Source organism: Pseudovibrio exalbescens DSM 16456, assembly GCF_000422785.1.
Lineage (GTDB): Bacteria > Pseudomonadota > Alphaproteobacteria > Rhizobiales > Stappiaceae > Pseudovibrio > Pseudovibrio exalbescens.
On sequence record NZ_AUGS01000005.1, the window covers coordinates 311,939 to 333,498 of the forward strand.

The 21,560-nt window shown below is 55.3% G+C and carries 20 protein-coding genes; 18 read left to right on the forward strand and 2 right to left on the reverse strand.

Annotated elements, in window-relative coordinates; all coding sequences use genetic code 11:
• Window positions 1-25: 25 nt before the first annotated feature.
• From G512_RS0106320 to G512_RS0106375, 12 genes are all read left to right on the forward strand, one after another.
• On the forward strand, window positions 26-3,010 hold the full coding sequence (locus tag G512_RS0106320; RefSeq protein WP_028480983.1) for an SPOR domain-containing protein: 2,985 nt from the start codon (window positions 26-28) through the stop codon (window positions 3,008-3,010).
• Between the two features lie 47 nt (window positions 3,011-3,057).
• On the forward strand, window positions 3,058-4,092 hold the full coding sequence (gene nagZ / locus G512_RS0106325) for a beta-N-acetylhexosaminidase (protein ID WP_228130477.1): 1,035 nt from the start codon (window positions 3,058-3,060) through the stop codon (window positions 4,090-4,092).
• Between the two features lie 3 nt (window positions 4,093-4,095).
• Window positions 4,096-4,953 (forward strand): segregation and condensation protein A, encoded by an 858-nt coding sequence (locus tag G512_RS20215; protein ID WP_051269011.1) that lies wholly within the window; start codon window positions 4,096-4,098, stop codon window positions 4,951-4,953.
• Complete coding sequence (gene scpB / locus G512_RS0106335) at window positions 4,946-5,689, forward strand: SMC-Scp complex subunit ScpB (RefSeq protein ID WP_028480985.1); 744 nt, start codon at window positions 4,946-4,948, stop codon at window positions 5,687-5,689. The genes G512_RS20215 and scpB overlap by 8 nt, the downstream gene beginning before the upstream one ends.
• Before the next feature lie 93 nt (window positions 5,690-5,782).
• Window positions 5,783-6,829, forward strand: a complete 1,047-nt coding sequence (locus G512_RS0106340) for an ABC transporter ATP-binding protein (protein ID WP_036488717.1) — start codon at window positions 5,783-5,785, stop codon at window positions 6,827-6,829.
• Window positions 6,830-6,931: 102 nt separating this feature from the next.
• Window positions 6,932-7,189, forward strand: coding sequence for a twin-arginine translocase TatA/TatE family subunit (locus G512_RS0106345; RefSeq protein WP_028480987.1), 258 nt, complete (start codon window positions 6,932-6,934; stop codon window positions 7,187-7,189).
• An 84-nt stretch (window positions 7,190-7,273) separates the two neighbouring features.
• A complete protein-coding gene (tatB, locus tag G512_RS22360) occupies window positions 7,274-7,792 on the forward strand; it encodes a Sec-independent protein translocase protein TatB (RefSeq protein WP_081657386.1) in 519 nt (172 codons plus the stop codon).
• Window positions 7,792-8,583: a twin-arginine translocase subunit TatC gene (tatC, locus tag G512_RS0106355; protein WP_028480988.1), complete on the forward strand. Its 792-nt coding sequence runs from the start codon at window positions 7,792-7,794 to the stop codon at window positions 8,581-8,583. Before tatB ends, tatC begins: the two co-directional genes overlap by 1 nt.
• Before the next feature lie 60 nt (window positions 8,584-8,643).
• Window positions 8,644-9,918, forward strand: coding sequence for a serine--tRNA ligase (gene serS, locus G512_RS0106360; protein ID WP_028480989.1), 1,275 nt, complete (start codon window positions 8,644-8,646; stop codon window positions 9,916-9,918).
• Window positions 9,919-9,936: 18 nt separating this feature from the next.
• Window positions 9,937-10,704: a 5'/3'-nucleotidase SurE gene (gene surE, locus G512_RS0106365; protein WP_028480990.1), complete on the forward strand. Its 768-nt coding sequence runs from the start codon at window positions 9,937-9,939 to the stop codon at window positions 10,702-10,704.
• Between the two features lie 41 nt (window positions 10,705-10,745).
• Window positions 10,746-11,444 (forward strand): protein-L-isoaspartate(D-aspartate) O-methyltransferase, encoded by a 699-nt coding sequence (locus tag G512_RS0106370; protein ID WP_036488727.1) that lies wholly within the window; start codon window positions 10,746-10,748, stop codon window positions 11,442-11,444.
• Window positions 11,445-11,534: 90 nt separating this feature from the next.
• Complete coding sequence (locus G512_RS0106375; RefSeq protein WP_028480992.1) at window positions 11,535-13,301, forward strand: peptidoglycan DD-metalloendopeptidase family protein; 1,767 nt, start codon at window positions 11,535-11,537, stop codon at window positions 13,299-13,301.
• Window positions 13,302-13,373: 72 nt separating this feature from the next.
• Here G512_RS0106375 and G512_RS0106380 read toward each other — a convergent pair whose 3' ends face one another.
• Window positions 13,374-14,261 (reverse strand): ATP-binding protein, encoded by an 888-nt coding sequence (locus tag G512_RS0106380; RefSeq protein ID WP_028480993.1) that lies wholly within the window; start codon window positions 14,259-14,261, stop codon window positions 13,374-13,376.
• A gap of 281 nt (window positions 14,262-14,542) precedes the next feature.
• On the opposite strand from G512_RS0106380, the gene yajC reads away from it, so the two are divergent.
• The 5 genes from yajC (at window position 14,543) to G512_RS0106405 (ending at window position 18,825) form a co-directional block, all read left to right on the forward strand.
• Window positions 14,543-14,872, forward strand: coding sequence for a preprotein translocase subunit YajC (gene yajC / locus G512_RS0106385; protein ID WP_028480994.1), 330 nt, complete (start codon window positions 14,543-14,545; stop codon window positions 14,870-14,872).
• A gap of 88 nt (window positions 14,873-14,960) precedes the next feature.
• Window positions 14,961-16,568, forward strand: coding sequence for a protein translocase subunit SecD (secD, locus tag G512_RS22955; protein ID WP_028480995.1), 1,608 nt, complete (start codon window positions 14,961-14,963; stop codon window positions 16,566-16,568).
• Between the two features lie 15 nt (window positions 16,569-16,583).
• Window positions 16,584-17,522, forward strand: coding sequence for a protein translocase subunit SecF (gene secF, locus G512_RS22960; RefSeq protein WP_028480996.1), 939 nt, complete (start codon window positions 16,584-16,586; stop codon window positions 17,520-17,522).
• A gap of 12 nt (window positions 17,523-17,534) precedes the next feature.
• Window positions 17,535-17,933, forward strand: a complete 399-nt coding sequence (locus G512_RS0106400; RefSeq protein ID WP_028480997.1) for an Mth938-like domain-containing protein — start codon at window positions 17,535-17,537, stop codon at window positions 17,931-17,933.
• A gap of 31 nt (window positions 17,934-17,964) precedes the next feature.
• Complete coding sequence (locus G512_RS0106405) at window positions 17,965-18,825, forward strand: phytoene/squalene synthase family protein (protein ID WP_028480998.1); 861 nt, start codon at window positions 17,965-17,967, stop codon at window positions 18,823-18,825.
• Window positions 18,826-18,902: 77 nt separating this feature from the next.
• Here the strand turns inward: G512_RS0106405 and trmFO are convergent, their stop codons facing one another.
• Window positions 18,903-20,306 carry a methylenetetrahydrofolate--tRNA-(uracil(54)-C(5))-methyltransferase (FADH(2)-oxidizing) TrmFO gene (gene trmFO, locus G512_RS0106410; RefSeq protein WP_028480999.1) on the reverse strand — a complete coding sequence of 468 codons (1,404 nt, stop codon included), beginning with the start codon at window positions 20,304-20,306 and terminating at the stop codon, window positions 18,903-18,905.
• 134 nt (window positions 20,307-20,440) lie between these two features.
• On the opposite strand from trmFO, the gene G512_RS20225 reads away from it, so the two are divergent.
• A complete protein-coding gene (locus G512_RS20225) occupies window positions 20,441-21,166 on the forward strand; it encodes a hypothetical protein (RefSeq protein WP_208974955.1) in 726 nt (241 codons plus the stop codon).
• The last annotated feature ends 394 nt before the right edge of the window (window positions 21,167-21,560 follow it).

The following is a 21,560-nucleotide window of genomic DNA, read 5'->3' on the forward strand; positions in this document are numbered from 1 at the left end:
TGCTTTAGGGGAAGACTTCGCTGCTATGTCCAAACGCTCCGACTACGATATGCCGGGTGGCGCGCAACCTGCACCTGAAGAAAACAAGGGGGCGCAAGGCTGGGTGCCTGATGAAGACCCGCTGGTGGAACTGGCGCGTATCGTGGGCGAGACAACGACACGGTATCGGCCAAGCTCGCGTTTGGAAGATGAAACCCCCGATCCTGTATTGCCTTCGCCGCCCGCGCCTGAAGCGCCGCCTGTAAGCGAAGAGGCACCGCAAAAGCATGATCCTTTCGCAGCCCTGGATGAAGCCTTCAGAAATATGGGCGAGGCAACGCGAGGCTCTGCGCCAACAGCGGATGCGCCATCCCCTGAGTGGACACCCACGCCAGAACGTCCTTACGATACGCCAAACAAAAGGGTCACCCCGGAGGTGCCGGTTGAGCCTGTGATGGAGCAACCATCCGCTCCCGCACGTGCCGAACGAAAGGCCGCGCCGTTCGTGCCGCCTGTGGAAGATGGCGAGCCGTTCAATCCCGAAACCTTCGTTCCTGAAGGGGCTTTTGACGCGCCATCGATTGATGAGCCCAAGCGGGCTGCAGAGGCGCCGTCTGTAGAGTTGGGGCAGGAAGAGGCTGTTCGGCCGAGTGCCCCAGAGTTGGGCCGGGTTTCCAACCCCGCTCATGAGCCGGCTCCGTCTGTTGATCCGGACCCGATGAGCGAACCCAAGAACTATGCAGCTTTCACGCCGGAGGAGTTCCGAGTGGACCCCGCTGAATTTAGCGGTTCACAAGCCGAGGTGCCATCGGAACCGAACTGCGATGGGCCATCTTCTAAGCAGATCCCGGACATGCCAGAGGACGAACTCCGTCCAAGCTATGCACCAGAACCGGAAGTGGCTCCGGCGCGGACACACGAGCCGAATTTTGATTTTGAAAGCAGCTTGACGGACGATCTGGAGGCGAGCCTTGCGGCGAGCCTGAATCAGAGCCGTTCTGCTCCTGCTGAAACAGAATGGGCTGTTCCGCCCATTCCTCCAGTAGCGCCATCACCGGCGGCTCCCGACATTTCATCTGTTCCGCGCAATGCAGTGCCAGGCGCAGGTGCGGCGGCTGGCAGTCGTGATGTCAAAGGGGCTTATGATCTTGGCTCCGGCGTGGACCCATCTGCCCGCGTGCCGGCGGCAAAAGCGCCCGCATTTGAGCCGAAAGCTTCCAGCTACGTGCCCAAGGGCGGCGTTGGCCATCAGGCAAGGACGGAAGCTGTACAGGCTGCCGAGCCGATCACTCACGACGACCCAACGCCTGCGCCGTCAAGTGGCTTCATGCCAGACTTGACGCAGTTTGAACTGGATACGATGGGGGCGAACGCGGAGCCACCGGCACCGTCCGAAACCGCTGCATACGAAGACCCGGTTACCAACTTGGCCCATCAAAGCTCGCTTGATAGCTTTGAAGCAGACCTGCTGGCTGAACTGAACAGTCGACATGCGGATCGTGCGCCGAGCGATCCTTCCCTAGAGCCGTCCGTAGTTTCTGCCGTGTCACGACCCGACATGCCGGCAGCATCGCCAGCGGATTCGGTGTCTGAGCCGTCATTTGAGGATGAACTGATCGCTTCCATGAACCACACAGCGTTGCGCGGCGCAAATGAGCCGGGTAGCGATGATGACCTTTTTGCTGCGGGTTCACCGAATGGCGAGTTGCCCGGTTATACGCAGCACAGGGGTGCGGCCCTTGAAAATGATATAGACGAAATGTCCTGGCCGGCTGCCGCGGAGCGTCTGGCACAGCAGGCCTACACGGACGAGGAGGAAGATTATACACCGCCGCCGCAAGGTTATGATCTCGACGCTGTTGCACAGGCGATGCGCGCTGAAGATCCTTCCTTGAATGGAGAAGGCATCCTCCCGGCTGGCACTGTGGCGTACAGCGCGCCAGAGGAACTTGAGGAGGCTGCGTACAAGGACAACCGGGTGTTTGGTGTCAAACGCGGGGTATTGGCTGCCGCGTGTATTGGCGCGGTTCTCGTGGTTGGCGGTGCCGGGTATTTTGTGCTTGGACTTGGGTCAGATGCAATCAGCGATGCTGAACCGCGCCTGATCGTTGCCGACAACTCGCCAATGAAAGAGTTTCCCAATCCGGAAGACCAGCCTTCGCAGAAAAGTTCGGCCCGAATCTTGATGCCGAGCGATGATGCGGCTGCGCCCGAAGGGGAACGAATGCTGCCAAGAGATACTGCCCGAGTGGATCCGTTGCCGCCAGCGCCTGATGCGGAAGCGGAGAGCAACGCAATGATGGTAAACGCGTCCAAGCGCGTGCGCACAGTGGTCGTTCGCCCTGATGGAACTATTGTTTCCGCCGACAGTTCTTCAGAGGGGGCGGATGCAAGTGGTGATCGCCTGCTTTCAGAGCAACAAACGGCGTCTTTGAGCAATCAAAACGGGTTTGGTTCTGATGCGGGAAGCCAGCCTCCTGTTGGGACCTTTGGCGGGGACGCCAATGGCGCGGCGTCTGTTGAAACAAGCACGCTCCGTCCGGCGCAAAATGGGTCCGCTACGGCTACCCCGCCCGCAAATCCGGAAACTGGTGCAGAGCAAACGCCAGAGGCGGTCGTTGATGTAACGCCGAAGCAAAAACCAGATGCTCCGGCCGGCTTCAATGTGGCTTCAACCAGTTCAGCGAACAGCTCATCTTCCGGTCCATTGGTGCTGACACCCAATGCAGCGGCGCCTGCAACACCATCGCAGCCCGCAACATCGTCTGCAGGAACGATTCCCTCCGGTACTTACGTGGTTCAGGTCTCTTCCGTACGCAGTGAACAAGAAGCGCAGGGTGAGATACGCGCATTGAGCAATCGCTTTCCCACGTTGATGTCGGGTGTTGATCCTGTGGTGGTTCGTGCGGATCTCGGGGATCGGGGCATCTTCTACCGTGTTCGGATTCCGTTTTCTGGATCGACCTCTGCCAATCAGTTCTGCACAGATTTGAAAAATGCCGGTGGGGATTGTTTCGTTCGCCGGAACTGATCCGAGGCAGTGCTTGACGTGGTCGCCACGTCAAGCTACCCGATCAGATGATGCTGTATAAATCCTTCATTACCGGCTGCGCCGGGCCTGTGCTCTCGGATGAAGAGCAATCCTTCATGGCAACTCAGCGCCCTTGGGGCCTGATCCTGTTCGCTCGCAACATCGAAAGCCCCGAACAGCTGCGTCAGCTTACTGGTGATTTTCGCCGTTGTGTCGCGCGACATGATGCACCTGTATTCATAGATCAGGAAGGTGGCAGAGTTCGCAGATTGAGGGCGCCCCATTGGCCTGACTATCCAGCAATGGGCAAGCTTGCGGGTTTGTGGCGCTCCAACCCAGATCAGGCACGGCGCGCTGTTTATCTTCAATCTCGATTGATGGGTCATGACCTGCAAGACTTGGGCATCACTGTCAATTGTCTGCCCGTACTCGATGTGCGCAGGCGTGAGGCGAGTGATATCGTTGGCGATCGTGCGTTGGGCGAGGATCCTGAGGTCGTTTCGGTTCTGGGGATGGATGTCCTTGCAGGATGTCTTGATGCGGGCGTCATACCGGTCATGAAGCATGTTCCTGGCCATGGGCGAGCCTTGGTGGACAGTCATCTTGAGCTGCCACGTGTTTCCGTCGATCTGGAAACGCTGGAGGCGTGGGATTTCAAGCCGTTTGAACGCTTGAAGGATTGTCCGATGGCAATGACGGCCCACATCGTGTTCGATGCCATCGATCCAGAGCGACCCGTAACCCAATCGGCCACTGCCATATCCAGTATTATTCGCGAGCGGCTTGGTTTCAAAGGCTGCTTGCTCAGTGACGATATCTCCATGAAAGCTTTGGGTGGGACGCTGTCCAGCCGCGTTACCACAATTGTCGATGCGGGATGTGATTTCGTTTTGCACTGCAATGGCAATCTTGACGAAATGGTTGAGGTTGCCGCTTCTGTCCCGGAAGTCGACGAGCTGCGCCAGACCAGGGCAGAGCAAGCGCTGCAGTGGGGGCGCGTGGTCTCTGTTTCTGATCAACAACGGGCAGATTTGCGGCATGAACTTGTTGACTTGATCCAGCGAGCCGAGGCGGTGTCCTGATCCATGGCTGAAACATCCGACGACAATCAAGGTGCAACTTTGGAGCAGGAAGACTTGCTGGGCTCGTCCCTCGGAACGCAGACCGGCCTTTCCGAGCCAAGCTTGCACGTGGATGTTCAAGGATATGAAGGCCCACTGGATTTGTTGCTGACCCTCGCACGCTCACAGAAAGTGGATATCACGAAGGTCTCCATTCTGCAGCTGACCGAGCAGTATCTGGAGTTTGTGCGTGAGGCCCGCCGGTTGCGTTTGGAACTGGCGGCAGATTACCTCGTCATGGCTGCCTGGCTTGCATATTTAAAGTCTCGGCTTTTACTGCCGGTGGAGGCCAATGATGAGGAACCTACGGGCGAGGAACTTGCCGCCGCGCTTGCCTTTCGCTTGCAGCGTCTGGAGGCCATGCGTGAAGCTGCGGCAAAGCTGATGAACCTTAATCGTTTGGGGCGAGATGTATTTGCCCGAGGTGCACCGGAGACCGTTTCCATTGAACGCACAAATGTGTGGTCCGCCGGTCTCTACGAGTTGTTGACGGCCTACGCAGCGCAGCGCCAGCGTACTTCCGTCACCTCTGTAAACTATGAAAAACGTCAGGTGTGGTCTCTACAAGAAGCTCGCGAGTTGTTGCAGCGTCTGATCGGCGGAGCGGCTGATTGGACGCCGATTGATCGCTTTTTGATCAGATTCATGGATGACCCGAAGGAGCGTGTGACGGCTCTGGCTTCCACTTTTTCCGCGAGCCTTGAACTGGTTCGTGAGGGGCAGATCGAGTTGCAACAATCGGCCCCATTCGCTCGCCTTTATGTGCGCTCCAAACCTCGCCCTACGACGGAAGAAATGGAACAAGAGCTAAGCCATGAGTGATGCACCGGACAGCACAGTTGAGGCCGGCGACGCATTCGAACTGCCGCTGGATGATGAAGCCTTCTTTGAGGCTTTGGATCTTCAGCGAAAAATCGAAGCCATGCTGTTTGCTTCTGCAGAACCCATAGGTACGCAGGAGCTGTGCGAGCGGCTGGGTGCAAAGCGCAAGAATGTCCACGCTGCGCTTGATGTGCTGGTGGACCATTATGCCAAGCGCGGGGTCGTTCTGCGAAAGGTTGCAGATCGATGGGCCTTCAGAACTGCAGATGATCTGAAGCACGTTTTGCATCGTGAAGCCGTGGAGCAGAAACGCTTGTCTCGCGCGGCGCTGGAAACCTTGGCCATCATTGCCTTTCACCAACCTGTGACGCGTGCAGAGATTGAAGAAATCCGAGGCGTGTCTACATCCAAGGGGACACTGGATGTTCTGATGGAAACGGGGTGGGTTCGCATGCGTGGACGCAGGCGAACACCGGGGCGCCCGGTGACCTATGGGACCACAGTCGAGTTTCTTGATCACTTTGCGCTCGAGAGCATCAAAGATTTGCCCGGTCTGGAAGAGCTGAAAGGATCGGGGTTACTGGACAGTGCCGTGCCTGCCAACTTTCAGGTTCCGGTTCCTGACGACACGAGCGATCTGACAGAGGATGAAGACCCGCTGGATGAAGACGACCTTTTTACGGCGGATGATCAGGGAGGCGAGGTCTCCCCACAACAGGATAACGGAAGCCTTTGATCTGTTGATGAAATTCCGTGCGTTTCACGCTCGAAGGCTGTATGAACGCTTCTGGTCATCAACTGAATCCAAATAGGACAAGGACGATTGTTAATGGCGCGCCTCGCGTTTGAACACATCAGCCATTCTTATGGTACGTTGCCTGCCGTCAATGATGTTTCATTGAGTCTGGCAGGTGGAGAGGTGCTGTGCCTGTTGGGGCACTCGGGCTGTGGGAAAACGACCTTGTTGCGAATTGCGGCCGGGGTTGTGCGACAAGAACACGGGCGCGTTCTGCTCAATGATCAGATAGTAGCGGATGAAACTGCGTATTTGCCCCCTGAACAACGCGGGGTCGGCCTCATGTTTCAGGACTACGCGCTTTTCCCTCATCTGACTATTCTCGACAATGTGCTGTTCGGGTTGAAGAAGCTGCCAAAAGATGAGGCCCGTTCAACAGCGATGGCTGCATTGAACATGGTTGGATTGGCGCGTTACGCGAACGAATACCCGCATGGGCTTTCCGGTGGGGAGCAGCAACGCGCCGCACTAGCACGCGCCATGGCGCCAAAGCCTCACACCTTGCTGATGGATGAGCCGTTCAGCGGGCTTGATAGCCGTTTGCGTGATGATGTTCGCCGACAGACGCTCGAAATGATCCGACAGCAGGGCGCGACAGCCGTTGTCGTGACACATGATCCGGAAGAAGCGCTGCGGGTTGCGGATCGCATCGCTTTGATGCGGGCAGGCAAAGTGGTGCAAGTTGGCACTCCGGAAGAAATCTATTTCCATCCGGTCAATCTGTTTTGTGCACGGTTCTTTTCGGATTTGAACGAGACGTTCGCACAGGTTTTTCAGGGCCGTGTGATAACACCTCTCGGTGAGTTCGAGACACCGGGATTGGCTGAAGGTGATAATGTGACGATCTGTGTACGTCCACACCATGTGCGGACCCTGCGAAATTCGACGGGAGCTACAGGATCAGGCACAGTACTAAAGCGGAATATGGCAGGTGAAGTTGACCTGTTAGAAGTCAGGGTCGAAGGATTGGAGCGACCAATTCGTGTTCGAACCAGTGATGTATTGCAGTTTTCTGCAGGCGAAAACGTGAATTTCGCCGTAGATCAACGGGATGTACTTGTATTTCCAAGGCATTCCTGAGAAATCTAGATGTAACAGTTTGGGCGGGCGGCTGAGCCAGAAATTGGTGATCGATCAACTCACTCAGGCGTTTCATCAGTCCTAGAAGCAGGAGTAAAGTGGATGGGCTCTATTGGTATTTGGCAGATCATCATTATCGCGGTTGTTGTCGTGCTGTTATTTGGTCGCGGAAAGATTTCCGACCTTATGGGTGACGTTGCAAAAGGCATAAACAGCTTCAAGAAGGGTCTGAAAGACGACGCCGATGCAGCGGCTGAGGAAAAGAACGCCGAGACGAAGGTTATCGACCACCAGAAGTCAGAGACTGTTTCGCCGCAGTCCACCTCTGAGAATTCAAGTGATCAGAGCAAAGCAAGCTGAGTGAATCTGCATCGCGGGCAGGGCAGTAGATCATGTCTCGCTTTCAGGTTTCACTTTGGCATCTTCATGGAAACGGCTTAGTTTATGTTCGACATCTCTTGGACAGAGTTGCTGCTTGTCGGCGTAGTGGCAATTATTGTGGTGGGGCCCAAAGAACTGCCCGGCATGCTGAGAACGCTTGGCAAGACCATCGGTGCGGTGCGCCGTATGGCTGGGGAGTTCCAATCCACATTCAATGACGCGATCCGGGAAGCGGAGCAGCAGGCAGGCATTGATGAAATGCGCAAGCAAGCTGATGCAGCGCAAAACTTTGATCCATTGGGGGATTTGAAAAAGTCCCTTGCGGACGAAGAGCGCGCTTTGCAAAAGGACATGAACGCGCCAACCCCTCCATCCGCCTCAGCAACGGGTTCCAAGGAAGCTGATGCCTCGGATACCTCATCAACACCTCCGTCATCAGATGCCGCAGGTGCGAATGACGAAGTGGAGGCTCCATCGGTGCACCCGGTGGCCGTTCCCGCGCCGGAGGTAAACACTGCTGATTCTGTGGCACAGTCTCCAACGCCGGTTGATGAACCCAAAACGGCGGGGGGGAAGAACTGATGAGTGAAAACGAAATCGAAGCTTCCCGCGCGCCATTGATTGAGCATCTTATCGAGTTGCGCTCGCGTTTGGTGAAGTCTGTCATCGCATTGGCGATTGCATTCGTGATCTGCTTTGTTTTTGCAACCGATGTGTTCAACATCCTTATCTGGCCCTACGAAGAGGCTGCAGGTGCGTCGCGTACTATCGAGTTGATCTACACCGCGCCTCAGGAATACTTTTTCACACAGATGAAGCTGGCGCTGTTCGGGGCGCTGTTTATCTCGTTTCCGATTGTGGCGACGCAGATCTACATGTTCATTGCGCCGGGGCTCTACAAGAACGAGAAACGCGCGTTTGTGCCGTATCTGGTTGCAACGCCCATCCTGTTTCTGATTGGTGCTGCGCTCGTTTATTTTCTCGTCATGCCGATGGCCATGCAGTTTTTCCTGTCCATGGAGCAGGAAGGGGGAAACGGTCAGGCCGCCATTCAACTGTTGCCGAGGGTTAGCGAGTACCTGAGTCTCATCATGGTACTGATTTTTGCGTTCGGGCTGGTTTTCCAGCTTCCGGTTGTTCTGACATTGTTGGGACGTGCCGGCATGGTGAGTGCTGATACCCTCAAGTCCAAGCGAAAATACGCCGTTGTTATTGCCTTTGCCGCGGCTGCGATTTTAACACCTCCCGATCCGATTTCGCAGATCGGCCTTGCGCTTCCCACTTTGCTTCTCTACGAAGTTTCAATCTATTGTGTTCGGCTCGTCGAGAAGAAGCGAGAGGAAAGGGATAAAGAGGCAGAAACGTCTGCCTGACCTGTTTCCACGTTTGTTCCCGGCGGGCACTACTACCAATCCTGCCGGGACAAATTAGCCATGTTTGACATCAGATGGATACGCGAGAACCAGGAGGCTTTTGACGAAGGCCTGAAAGCTCGCGGTCAAGAGCCTCGCGCCGCCAAACTCATTGCGCTGGACGACGCCCGTCGATCTCATGTCACCAAACTTCAGGAGGCGCAGCAGCGCCGCAATTCCGCATCTAAGGAAATTGGCAAGGCCAAGGCTTCCGGTGATGAGGAAGGGGCTCAGGCCCTGATGAAGGAGGTCGCCGAGATCAAGGCGCTCATCCAAGCCGGAGAGGAAGAGCAACGCAAGCTTGAAGCAGCCTTGGAAGAGGCGCTCAGCATTATTCCGAACACCGGATTGGCTGACGTGCCGATTGGTGAGGATGAAGACGGGAACGTCGAACTTCACACGTGGGGCGAAAAGCCGAGTTTCGATTTCGATCCCAAGGAGCATTATGAGCTCGGGGAAGCGTTGGGCGGCATGGACTTTGAAACCGCTGCCAAGTTGTCTGGCGCGCGCTTTTCTCTCCTTAAGGGCCAGATTGCACGGCTCGGCCGTGCGCTTGGTCAATTCATGATCGATTTGCACACTCAGGAACACGGATACTTGGAGGTCTCTCCGCCGCTGTTGGTCCGTGATGAGGCGCTGTTCGGCACAGGCCAGTTACCCAAGTTCGCTGAGGATCAGTTCCGCACCACGGAAGGGCGTTGGCTGATTCCGACCGCTGAAGTGCCGCTGACCAACATGGTGGCGGGCGAAACGTTAGACCAAGCGGCGTTGCCGCTGCGGGTCACCGGTTTGACCTATTGTTTCCGCTCTGAAGCGGGATCTGCCGGGCGTGACGTACGTGGCATGCTGCGCCAGCACCAATTCGAAAAGTGCGAGTTGGTCTCCATTACAGATGCAGACAGTTCTCTGGATGAATTGGAGCGTATGCGCGGGTGCGCAGAAAAGGTTCTGCAGTTGCTTGGCCTGCACTACCGGGTGATGACCCTGTGCACAGGCGATATGGGCTTTAGCGCCCGCAAGACCTATGATCTGGAGGTGTGGCTACCGGGCCAGAACGCCTACCGTGAAATCTCTTCCTGCTCCGTTTGTGGTGACTTCCAGGCACGACGCATGAACGCTCGGTATCGGGTGGAAGGCCAGAAACAGCTTCAGTTCGTTCATACGCTGAACGGATCCGGGGTTGCTGTCGGGCGGTGTTTGATTGCCGTGTTGGAAAACTATCAGCAAGCCGACGGCACAATCGTGGTGCCAGAGGCCCTGCGCCCCTACATGAATGGCCTGGAACAAATCGGATAACTCAAGGACTGACGCACAATGCGTATTTTGATTACGAACGACGATGGCATCCATGCAGATGGTTTGGAGGCTCTGGAGCGCATTGCGCGTCAGCTCTCCGATGATGTGTGGGTGGTGGCGCCGGAAACCGACCAGAGCGGTGTGTCGCACTCGCTATCGTTGAACGATCCCATGCGGTTGAGGGAGATCTCGGAGCGCAAGTTCGCGCTTCGGGGAACGCCGACAGACTGTGTCATCATGGGCGTGAAAAAGGTCCTGGATACGCCGCCGGACCTTGTGCTGTCCGGCATCAACAGAGGCGTTAACATCGCTGACGATATCACGTACTCGGGCACTGTTGCTGGGGCTATGGAAGGCACGTTGCTTGGAATTCCGTCCATTGCCTTGTCACAGCATTACCACTTTGGTGAGGATCCTGCTCCTGATTATGCACCTGCCGAAGCTCATGGTCCGGGTCTGTTAAAGCAGCTTGTGGGTTATGATCTCCCCAAGGATGTGCTGATCAACATCAACTTCCCGAAGCGTTCTCCTGAGGAAGTCGCAGGCGTGCGGGTCGTGCCACAGGGCAAACGCCCGGCAGATTCGATGTATATCGACAGCCGCCGAGATGGACGTGGCAACCCTTATCATTGGCTTGCATTCAATAATCGCTGGGCTGCCGGCGACAGCGGAACGGATATGGAAGCCATTCAAAAAGGCTACATTTCCGTAACTCCGCTACATCTGAATTTGACTGCACGTGAGTTGATGGCATCTTTGGATGAAACGTTGCGCGGCCGATACTAGGCTTTGCAAGTGGGGCTGATGGCAGGTTAGGGGCCAATTGCATGGATGAGCGGCAGCTCGAAGAGATTCCCGGCGCAGCGGAAGCCTATGAGGCTGAGCGCGAGCGACGCGCGGCTTGGGTTATGGACCTGCGTTCTCGCGGTGTCTCGGACTATGCTGTGCTCGGCGCACTTGAAGCTGTCGATCGGAAGCTGTTCCTCTACGCCAAACATCAGTCTCACGCCTACGAAGATCGAGCATTTCCCATAGATTGTGGGCAGATGAGTACGGCCCCGTCCATGGTCGGCAAGATTTGCGGTCTCATGGAGCTGAAAGGGGATCACCGTATTCTCGAAATTGGAACGGGATCTGGTTATCAAAGCGCGATCCTGTCCAAACTCGCTGGTGAGATTGTGACACTGGAGCGGTATCGCACGCTTGCCGAGTTGGCTGAGGACCGGATTCGGAGTTCCAAGATTACCAACGTGACAGTGATTCATGGAGACGGTTTGTCTGCTGTGGATGAGGAGGAGGAGCGGGGACTGTTCGACCGCATCATCCTGAACGGTAGCGTTGATCGGTTGCCAGCCTTTCTTCTCGATGACCTGCACCCAGGGGGCAAAATCTTCCTCCCCTTGCGCGGAAATGAGCGCCTGCCAGTGTTTACCGTATTTGAAAAGGCCGGTCGCTCCACCGAACAGAAGGCCCTGGGGGGCTTTCGGTTTTTGCCACTGACGCCGGGGATTGCGGCAAAGCTTTAGCTAAACAACTCCTTAAATTAAGCAATTATCAACCGTAGTTGGACTACACAGACAGGGAATAAGCCTTTTCTAGTTTTGTGTGGGGCGGTTATGCTTTCCAAGAACGATTCCATCAAGAAACTGCAGCAGGGTGTTGCTGTCTGTGCCGTGCTCGTGGCAACCGGACTGGCAGGATGCAGCTCTCGCGTCGACAGATTCGAGGTCTCTGAGTATCAGGAGCAGTCGTTACCTCCTGCCGCGCAGGCAAAGGCTGCAGAGCTGACAGGTGGTAGTTCAAGCGTGGCTTCCCTGCCTCCAGCCTCTGACCCCAATCAACCCGTGCGTACGGCCTCGCTTGCCCCTGTTCAACCTCAACAACAGCAAAGTTGGCAACCTGATTACTCGTCCAGTTATGCGCCTGCAGACACCAGTCGCGGCGAAAGGTTTCCGTCAGAAACAATTCAACGACGGTCGGGTGAGCGAGTACCTGCCAGCCTAGCGAAAGCGCCTACACAATCTTTGGGATGGACCGCCCGTGGCGGTCGCGTGATGCAGTTGAAGCAGGGAGATACCCTCCAGACAATCTCTCGGGATACAGGCGTGCCGAAAGAAGCGTTGATGCATGCCAATGGGGTAACGTCCAGCGCTGCTTTCAGACCTGGCGCTTCCGTCATTATTCCGAAGCGGGTTGAGACACTGCAGGCTTTTGAAAGCAAGTCGGCTCAGACGCGGCCAAGCAACTCCGGTGCCGTGCCTCGTGCAGAAACCGCATCCTTGAGCGCTGCAACGGATACCGATCAGATCAAAGCAGATCGGAAGGCATTTGGCGCAAAACTGGCTCAATTGCGTTTGCCACCCGGTAACGTTGGAGAGCCGGCGAATGCTCGCCAGCAGAACCAGCCTTACTATCAACCGCCTCAAAATCAGGTGCCGGTCCAGCAGGCACCGGTTCAGCGCCAACCGTTGCAACCAACCTATCAGTTGCAACAGGGGCGTCAGCCCGGTACGCAGGCTCAGCCTGGCTATCAGCAGCAAGCGGTTCAGACCCCCGAGGTAACTGCGACACCGGTGGCCAAACCATCTGTAACGCCGTCGATGCCCAGCAATACCGCTGTCGCGTCGCAAGGAGCGGTGCAAGCGGCTTCGCAGACCATTTCTCTGGCAGGGGTGAGCGCAGTTCCTGAACCGAAGAAGGTCGGTTCGGTGCCAAGTGCAAGTGCACCACAGCAGACCGCGCATTTGCAAAGCTCGCAGAGCTCAGGTTCCAAGCCCACACCTGCGGATCCCGAAAAATCGGTTGCATCCGCACAGCCCGTTGAGCGGCAGGAAGCGGGCGTTCGGCAGGTCAGTACCAGCTCTGTGAAAACTCAATCTGTTCCTCAGCGTTCAGCGCCAGAAACCGAGGCTGCTCAGCAAGCCAAGGAAGCCACGGCGACGGCCTCCGCACAGAAGGAAATTCAGACTGCCTCGGTTGACCCCAAGCAGGGTAGTGAAGCGACACGGTATTTCCGTTGGCCGGTGAGTGGGCGGATCATCTCGGACTTTGGACCAAAGCCGGGGGGCTCACACAATGACGGTATTAATCTGGCGGTTCCGGAAGGAACTGAGATCAAGGCGACAGAAGATGGCACCATCGTCTATGCTGGTAACGAGTTGAAGGGTTTCGGTAATCTCGTCTTGATCCGCCATTCGAACGGTTGGGTTTCAGCATACGCCCACAACAGTGAATTGCTTGTGAGCCGCGGGGACTCTGTGAGCCGGGGACAGATCATTGCCAAGGCGGGGGCCACAGGCTCCGTATCTCAGCCCCAACTGCATTTCGAATTACGCAAGGACAACAAGCCGGTGGATCCGCTGCGCCATCTGCCCAGTTCATGAGGCAGGTTCCGTTGGTAATCCCGAAAGGCGGCCTCAGAGCCGCCTTTCTTGTATTGTTACTCACCAAACGAGTTAGTTCCCATCCAGACGTTGTCCGAGACGGCCTGCAAGATCCTGAATGAACTGCCATGCCACCCGTCCAGAGCGAGCACCTCGGGTCGCAGACCATTCCAGTGCCTGTTGGCGCAGGGTTTCTTCTGAAACGTTGAGTGAAAATTCGGCAACGTACGCTTGAACCATCGCGAGGTACTCATCCTGAGAACACTTGTAAAATCCGAGCCATAAGCCGAATCGATCCGACAGGGACACTTTTTCCTCGACGGCTTCTCCAGGGTGAATCGCTGTAGAGCGTTCGTTCTCCATCATGTCTCTGGGCAGCAAGTGTCGGCGGTTGGATGTTGCGTAGAACAATACGTTCTCGGGCCGTCCTTCGATTCCGCCTTCCAGTGCTGCCTTCAGACTTTTGTAAGAGGCATCATCGCCGTCAAACGATAGATCGTCGCAAAAGATGATTGTCCGGTAGGGAGATGCACGAAGGGTGGTCAGAAGATCGGGAAGGGTGGATATATCTTCTCGGTGAATTTCCACGAGCTTTAGTGGCGTTACTGTGTGAGGCAAGCTTGCGTTGACTTCAGCGTGGACCGCCTTGACCAAAGATGACTTTCCCATGCCGCGAGCCCCCCATAGCAAGGCGTTGTTTGCTGGAAGGTCGTTGGAAAATCGTTTTGTGTTTTCAAGAAGTTCTGATTTGCATTGATCTACCCCTTGCAGAAGTTGAAGCGGAATGCGGTTGACTTGTGGCACAGCTACAAGTCCCTTCGGCAAGGGATGCCATACAAATGCATCTGCGCTCGACATGTCTGTTGGCGTCGGAGCCGGTGGGACGGCGCGTTCCACCAAAGAGATTAGGCGATCGAGCCGCTGTGTGAGGCTCTCGAACTCGGGCGAGGGTTCTGTCATTGGTCTGGAAGTCTTTGTTTATTTCAATTTTTGGGAACGAGTTTGCGCATTTGCCGCGGTCAAGCAACCCTAGGCAGAATTGCGATGAAATAACCACTAGCATGGCTTTAGCACTTGGGGAAAGTCCGTGGTGGTGTCGCTAATTCTTGAAAACGCGCTGTTGGCTTGTATAGTCCGCGTCAAAATTACCGTTTTCGGTTGAACGGGCAACTAAAGCCTTTACATAAATCGGTGGTTTGATTTCCCGCTGCATTTCGCAGACCCGGGCCAAGGAGAAGAGAATGCTTATTACCCCCGCCTACGCTCAGAGTGCTGGTGGCGCACCGGACATGCTCATGTCCATCCTTCCATTCATCCTGATTTTCGTCATCATGTGGTTCCTGATCATTCGGCCGCAGCGTCAGCGCGTGAAGGCTCATCAGGAAATGGTGAACAATCTGCGCCGTGGCGATACCATCGTGACCTCTGGCGGGCTTATTGGTAAGGTTTCCAAAGTCATTGATGACGCAGAAATCCAGGTGGACATCGCTGAAAACGTTCGCGTTCGCGTTGCCCGTGCCATGGTTCAAGAAGTTCGGTCCAAATCGGAACCGGCAAAAGACGGCGAATAAGCCACTTCTTGATTGAAACCGAAAAGCTCTCCGTTACCAGGCGCGCTGTCGTTGGTACACGGGGAGCTTGAACACCAGGCAGAGAAACATGCTTTATTTCGCGCGCTGGAAGATCACATTGATCCTCCTCGTCGTCCTAGCTGGCGTATTGGCAACACTGCCAAATTTCTTTTCACAGTCCACGTTGGAAGCGTGGCCGGACTTCCTGCCGAAGCGCCAGGTTGTTCTGGGCCTTGATCTCCAAGGCGGAGCTTATCTGCTCTATGAGGTGGACAGCGAAGATTACAAGGAAAAGCAATTTAGACAATTGGTGGGCAACGTTCGGCAGGCTCTGCGTGAAAGCCCTCGTATCGGGTATGCCGGTCTTGGCATCCAGGGAGAGTCGGTACAGGTTCGCATTCGTGACGCGGCCAAGATAGAGGAAGCAGAACGCCGTCTTTCTCAACAACTGAACCCCTTGAATCAGGGAGTGTTCGGCGGCCAGCCAGTCAATGAATTTGAGCTTGAAAACGAAGGTGACGGCCTGTTCCGCTTCTCCTTCACCGAAGAAGGCTTGCAGCAGCGTCTTTCCAAGGTTGTTGAGCAGTCAATTGAAGTCATCCGCCGCCGCGTTGACGAACTGGGCACGACCGAACCAAGCATTCAGCGTGAGGGGACGGACCGTATTCTGGTTGAGGCTCCCGGCGAAAGCGACCCGCAGCGTTTGAAAGATATCGTCGGCCAGACGGCTCAGTTGACGTTCCACTTGGTTGATGACTCCATGTCGCCAGCGCAAGCGCTACAGTCACGCCCTCCAGCAGGGTCCATGGTCGTGTATGGCGTGGAAGACGAGCTGCCCTACCTGCTCGAAGAAAACCCGCTGTTGACCGGCGAGGAGCTTCAAGATGCGCAGGTAGCATTTGATCAGCGTACCAACGAACCGGTCGTCAATTTCCGTTTTAATACCGCTGGCGCTCGCAAGTTTGCGGACGTTACGCGGCAGAACGTTAATCGGCCATTCGCCATTGTGCTCGATAACGAAGTCATCTCCGCGCCGGTGATCCGTGAGCCCATTACAGGCGGTTCCGGACAGATCTCCGGAAGCTTTACAGTTGACGGTGCAAATGACCTTGCCGTGTTGTTGCGCGCCGGTGCGTTGCCGGCCAAGCTGGACGTGATCGAGGAGCGGTCCGTTGGTCCGGGCCTTGGTAAGGACTCGATTGAAAGCGGCAAAATGGCCTCCTACATCGGCATGGCTGCGGTTGTTGTGTTCATGTTCATCACCTATGGCTTGTTTGGTGCTTTTGCCAACGTGGCGCTGTTTGCCAACGTGGTGTTGCTGTTTGGCGTTCTAACAACGTTGCAGGCAACGCTGACACTGCCCGGCATTGCGGGTATCGTGTTGACTGTTGGTATGGCTGTGGACGCGAATGTGCTTATCTTCGAGCGTATCCGTGAGGAGATGAGGGCCGGTCGTTCGGCTGTCAGTGCGATTGACGCGGGCTATCAGCGCGCCATGGGCACCATTCTCGATGCCAACATTACCACGCTTGTGGCTGCCTTGATCCTGTTCTTCATTGGCTCTGGACCAGTGAAAGGGTTCGCTGTCACCCTCATGGTGGGTATTTTCACCACCGTCTTCTCGGCGGTGACGTTCTCACGGTTCCTGATCGCCATGTGGTATCGCCGCAAGCGACCAGCGAAGTTGCCCATCTGATCTGGAGACACGACGATGAAATATTTAAGACTGGTCCCAGAGAAGACCAATTTGCGCTTCATGCGCTGGCGCAAGATCAGCTATCCGGTTTCTGCCCTGATTGCCTTGGCCTCCATCCTCATGTTCTTTACCGTTGGCTTGAACTACGGCATCGATTTCAAGGGTGGTACACTCATTGAGATCAAGACGCTGGAAGGGCCTGCGGATATTGGTGATATCCGGTCCAAATTGTCCGGTATGGACTTGGGCGATGTGCAGGTGCAGGAGTTCGGATCTCCGTCAGAGGTTCTCATCCGCATTGAGCATCAAGGGGATGAGGAGACCTCCCAACAGGAAGTTCTCTCCGGTATCCAGCAGACCTTGGGCAGTGGGGTTGAGTTCCGACGCACTGAGATTGTCGGTCCCCGTGTTTCCGGTGAGTTAGCCCGCGCCGGCACAATGGCAATCGTCGGTGCGCTGGTCGTGATCCTCATTTACATCTGGATCCGCTTTGAGTGGCACTTTGCCGTGGGCGCGATTATTACCACATTGAACGATATTATCGTGACCATAGGATTGTTCTCTCTGCTGCATCTCGACTTCACATTGTCGAGTATCGCGGCAGTGTTGACCATTCTGGGCTACTCCCTCAACGATACGGTGGTGGTGTATGATCGCGTTCGAGAAAATTTGCGGCGCTACAAGAAGATGCCGTTGGAAGACCTGCTCGATCGGTCGATTAACGAAACACTGTCTCGCACGGTCAACACGTCCGTGACGACACTGCTTGCTCTGTTTGCGCTGTATGCGTTTGGCGGTGAGGTCATCCAGTCGTTCGTACTGGCCATGATTTTCGGTGTTGTTATCGGCACGTATTCCACCGTCTTCCTGTCCAGCCCGCTTCTGATCCTGCTGAACTTGCGGCCTTCCGCGTTCAACAAGGAAGAAGAAGAGAAGAAAGCTGTAAAGGCATAACGGAGAGCTGTTTTGGCTAAAAGAGGTGAACCGGTGTTCGTGCGTAATGCTCATTTGCCCCAACAGGTCGAGATTTCGGCCTACGGCAATGGTGGATTCCGGTTTGCCGACATGTCGCATCGCGGCTCCTTGCTTAGTGTTCCTTCGGGAACCTATGGCTGGGAGCCGTCTTGCGTGGATGATATCACTTCAGATGCGTTGGGCCGCGTCTTGGAAGAAGCCGGTGAGATTGAGGTGCTCCTGATCGGGACCGGCTCACAGCTTCAACCATTCAGTGACGCGTTCAAGGCGCCGTTCCGCGAGCGTGGCATCATGGTTGACAGCATGTCCACGGGCGCTGCTGTACGCACGTTCAACGTACTGTTTTCCGAGAAGCGGGCTGTTGCTGCAGCCTTTCTGGCCGTGGAATAAGACTGCTCGGCCGCTCACGTGAAGAGGGCAGATGGACCACGCGACGTACTGTGCCGAATTGGTGCGTAAATTCGACTACCAAAGATATCTGAGTGTTCTTTACGCGCCGAGCGACAAGCGAGCGGGGTTGCTCGCCATCTATGCATTTTCCTTGGAAGTTGCGCGCATACGGGAGTTGGTGAGTGAAGCGCTTCCGGGGCAAATGCGGTTGCAATGGTGGCGTGACGCATTGACTGGTGAAGGCCATGGGGCCGTAAAGGACAATCCTGTGGCAGGCGCGCTTTTGGAGACCATCGGCGCTTTCGATCTGCCCCGAGAGCCAATGCTGAACCTTCTGGATGCGCGGGAGTTTGATCTTTTCAATGACCCCATGCCTGATCAGGAGACGCTGGAAGGTTATGCAGGAGAGACCAGTTCCAGTCTTATACAACTGGCAGCTTTGATCCTCGACAGAACGCTTTCTGGTACTGTCTTTGCCGATTCCTGCGGCCATGGCGGCGTTGCCTATGCAATGGTGGGCCTGGTCAGAGCCCTTCCTTGGCATGCTGCTAGACAACAATGTTTTTTGCCTCAAGATCTGCTTGAGCGCCATGGTGTTTCAATGGTGCAGATGCATCGCGGAGAAATGACACCGGAGTTGGGTGCTGCCCTTCGAGAAGTTCTGGTTCACGCACAAATGCATTACGACAAGGCCATTAGTGCCATGGCGTCAGTATCCATTGAGGCTGGTGCCGCTTTTTTACCGGTGATGCTGGTTCCCAAACAGATTGATCGCTTGTCTCGCGAAAAAATGAACTATCTGCAACCACTTGAATCCGAGGGGCCATTGCGCAGCCATATTTCAATGTGGCGCGCAGCGCGGCGGCTACGTTCTGTAATGCAACCTGCCTAATGTCTTGGTTGTTGGCTAGAAAGCTATCAAATGGCAAGAGCCCCGCTATTCTGCGGGGCTCCTCTAAAAAAGCTGAATCAGTGACCAACCTCTGAGATCCACTTCTGGAAGGCTTCTCGGCCGAGACGTGACATTTCCTGCTTCTTGGCTCGGGTTTTTTCTTTCCCGCGCAAGCGCTTGCCATCGACAGTCTTTGGCATTTCCTCGAGGGGAGGCAACAGACCGAAGTTGATATTCATCGGTTGGAACGATCGCGGCCCTTCTGCGTCATTACGAGAGATGTGACCGCCTGTGATGTGGTTTAGTATGGCACCCATTGCAGATGTAGCCGGCGGAAGATCAATCGTTTTGTTCATCCGTTCATGTACAGCGAACAGACCCGCCATGCAGCCAACGGCAGTGGATTCAACATAGCCCTCGCATCCTGTAATCTGGCCCGCAAAACGGACGTGGGGAGCGGCCTTGAGCTTCAACTGTTCATTCAACACCTTGGGAGAGTTGAGAAAGGTGTTGCGATGCAAGCCGCCCAGACGCGCGAACTGCGCGTTCTCCAACCCCGGAATCAGACGGAAAACGTCAGTTTGGGCGCCATATTTCAATTTGGTCTGGAAGCCCACCATGTTGTAGAGAGTGCCCAACGCATTATCCTGACGCAGTTGAACGACCGCGTACGGCTTCACGTCTGGGTTGTGAGCATTTGTCAGTCCCATGGGCTTGAGGGGACCATGACGCAAGGTTTCGCGGCCGCGCTCTGCCATTACCTCAATGGGCAGACATCCATCAAAATAGGGTGTGTTTTCTTCCCAGTCCTTGAAGCTGGTCTTCTCGCCCGCAATCAGGGCGTCGATGAAGGCCTCGTATTGCTCCTTCGACAGGGGACAGTTGATGTAATCCTTCCCTGTTCCGCCGGGGCCAACCTTGTCATAGCGGGATTGATACCAAGCGACGTCCATATCAATGCTATCTTTGTGGACGATTGGTGCAATGGCATCGAAAAAGGCCAGCGCATCAGTTTCTGTGTGCTTGAGAATATCCTCACTCAAAGCCGGTGATGTAAGCGGACCTGTTGCGATAATTGTGGAGCCCCAGTCAACAGGAGGGAGGCCAGGCACTTCTTCACGGCGTATTTCGATCAGGGGATGCTCTTGAAGAGCTGCTTCTACAGACTTTGAGAAACCTTCCCGGTCAACTGCCAGAGCACCACCAGCCGGAACCTGATGTTTATCTGCAGCATGCATTATGAGCGAGTTGGCCATGCGCAGCTCAGCATGCAACATGCCTACGGCATTGTTTTCCGCATCATCCGAGCGGAAGGAGTTGGAGCACACCAACTCAGCCAGTCCATCGGTCTGGTGTGCGTCTGTCTTGCGGTGCGGACGCATCTCATGCAGCACCACAGGGTGCCCGTGTTGAGCGATCTGCCATGCGGCTTCCGAACCGGCAAGACCCCCGCCGATCACATGAATTGGTTTCTCGGTCATTCCTGTTCCAAATTGGTTCTGAGTAAAGCGGGTTTACACCCGATCAAACGTGCTACGTAGTTTGCGCTCACGTTACCTTCGGCTTTATGTAGAGCCTTTGTTCATTGCTCTTGATTAGCGTGCAATGCTGGCGCATGCAATACGCGCCAGCTGTTCTTGCCGATATGCTGCGCGTGCCCGCCCAAGTCAAGTTTGGAGACGATTTGTCCATGCAGTTTCATTTTGCCAAGTGGAGTGTTATTGGCGCCCTGATGGGGCTAGCTGGCTGTGTTTCCCTGGCAGGTGATGACCCTGGAACGTGGTATCAAACGATGCAGGGAAGGCTGCCTTCGGGGGACCGCCTCTACATATGCCATGGTTTTGGGTGTGCTTATACGGATCGGGTCGATTTTACCCGAGCTGATCGTCGCCGGTTGGCTCGCTTTCTTCGAGCCGGACGAGGTTCTGCTAAGGCTGAGCGGGCTGCTTTATCAAAAGCGGTTGTCTGGCAAGAGAAGAGGGTGGGGCGGGCCATTGGTTCATCAAATGACATTGGCGGACTTGATTTGAAAAATGCCGGTGTCCGTGGGCAAATGGATTGCATTGATGAAGCAACCAACACGACCAGCTTGTTGTTGTATCTTGAGAATAACAGTTTATTGCGACATCACACCGTTGGCCGACCCGTTGCGCGTGGTTTCTTTATTGACGGACGATATCCCCACGCGAGCGCGGTGATCACCGAAAAGAAGAGTGGTCTTCAATGGGCAATTGACAGTTGGCGCCGAGATAACGCGGAAGCCCCCGATGTCATGCTGCTGGACCGCTGGTTTCGTGTACGATCGCGAGATCTTGATCGACTCGACATGGAAAACGGTTAGGCAACGCAAAGACGCTTCGCTCGTTTGTTGCCTTTCCAAACAGTATTTTGATGTCATCTGAAAATGTATTCGGGGAGGTCCAAACGAGTGAACGCCCGCCGTTGGGAGGAATCGGCGGGCGTAACTCGTGCACGATGAAATTGGGAGGAGGTATCATCGCGCGGGTTGCCGTCCAGTGTGGGAGGAGATCACCTTCAGGCTATTTAATGGACGCTGGGGATTGGGAGGAGTTCCCCGCTGCGTCTGATTTTTTATATAGCTTAGTTTGCTTTATTGTGCACCACATCATTGCGCATGACAGATATGCATCTTGTGCATGCCGGGGTGATTATTGAAATATCTGCACCTGCGACAAATGGTGGTATTCCGCAGTTTTTCAAGGAAATACAACAAA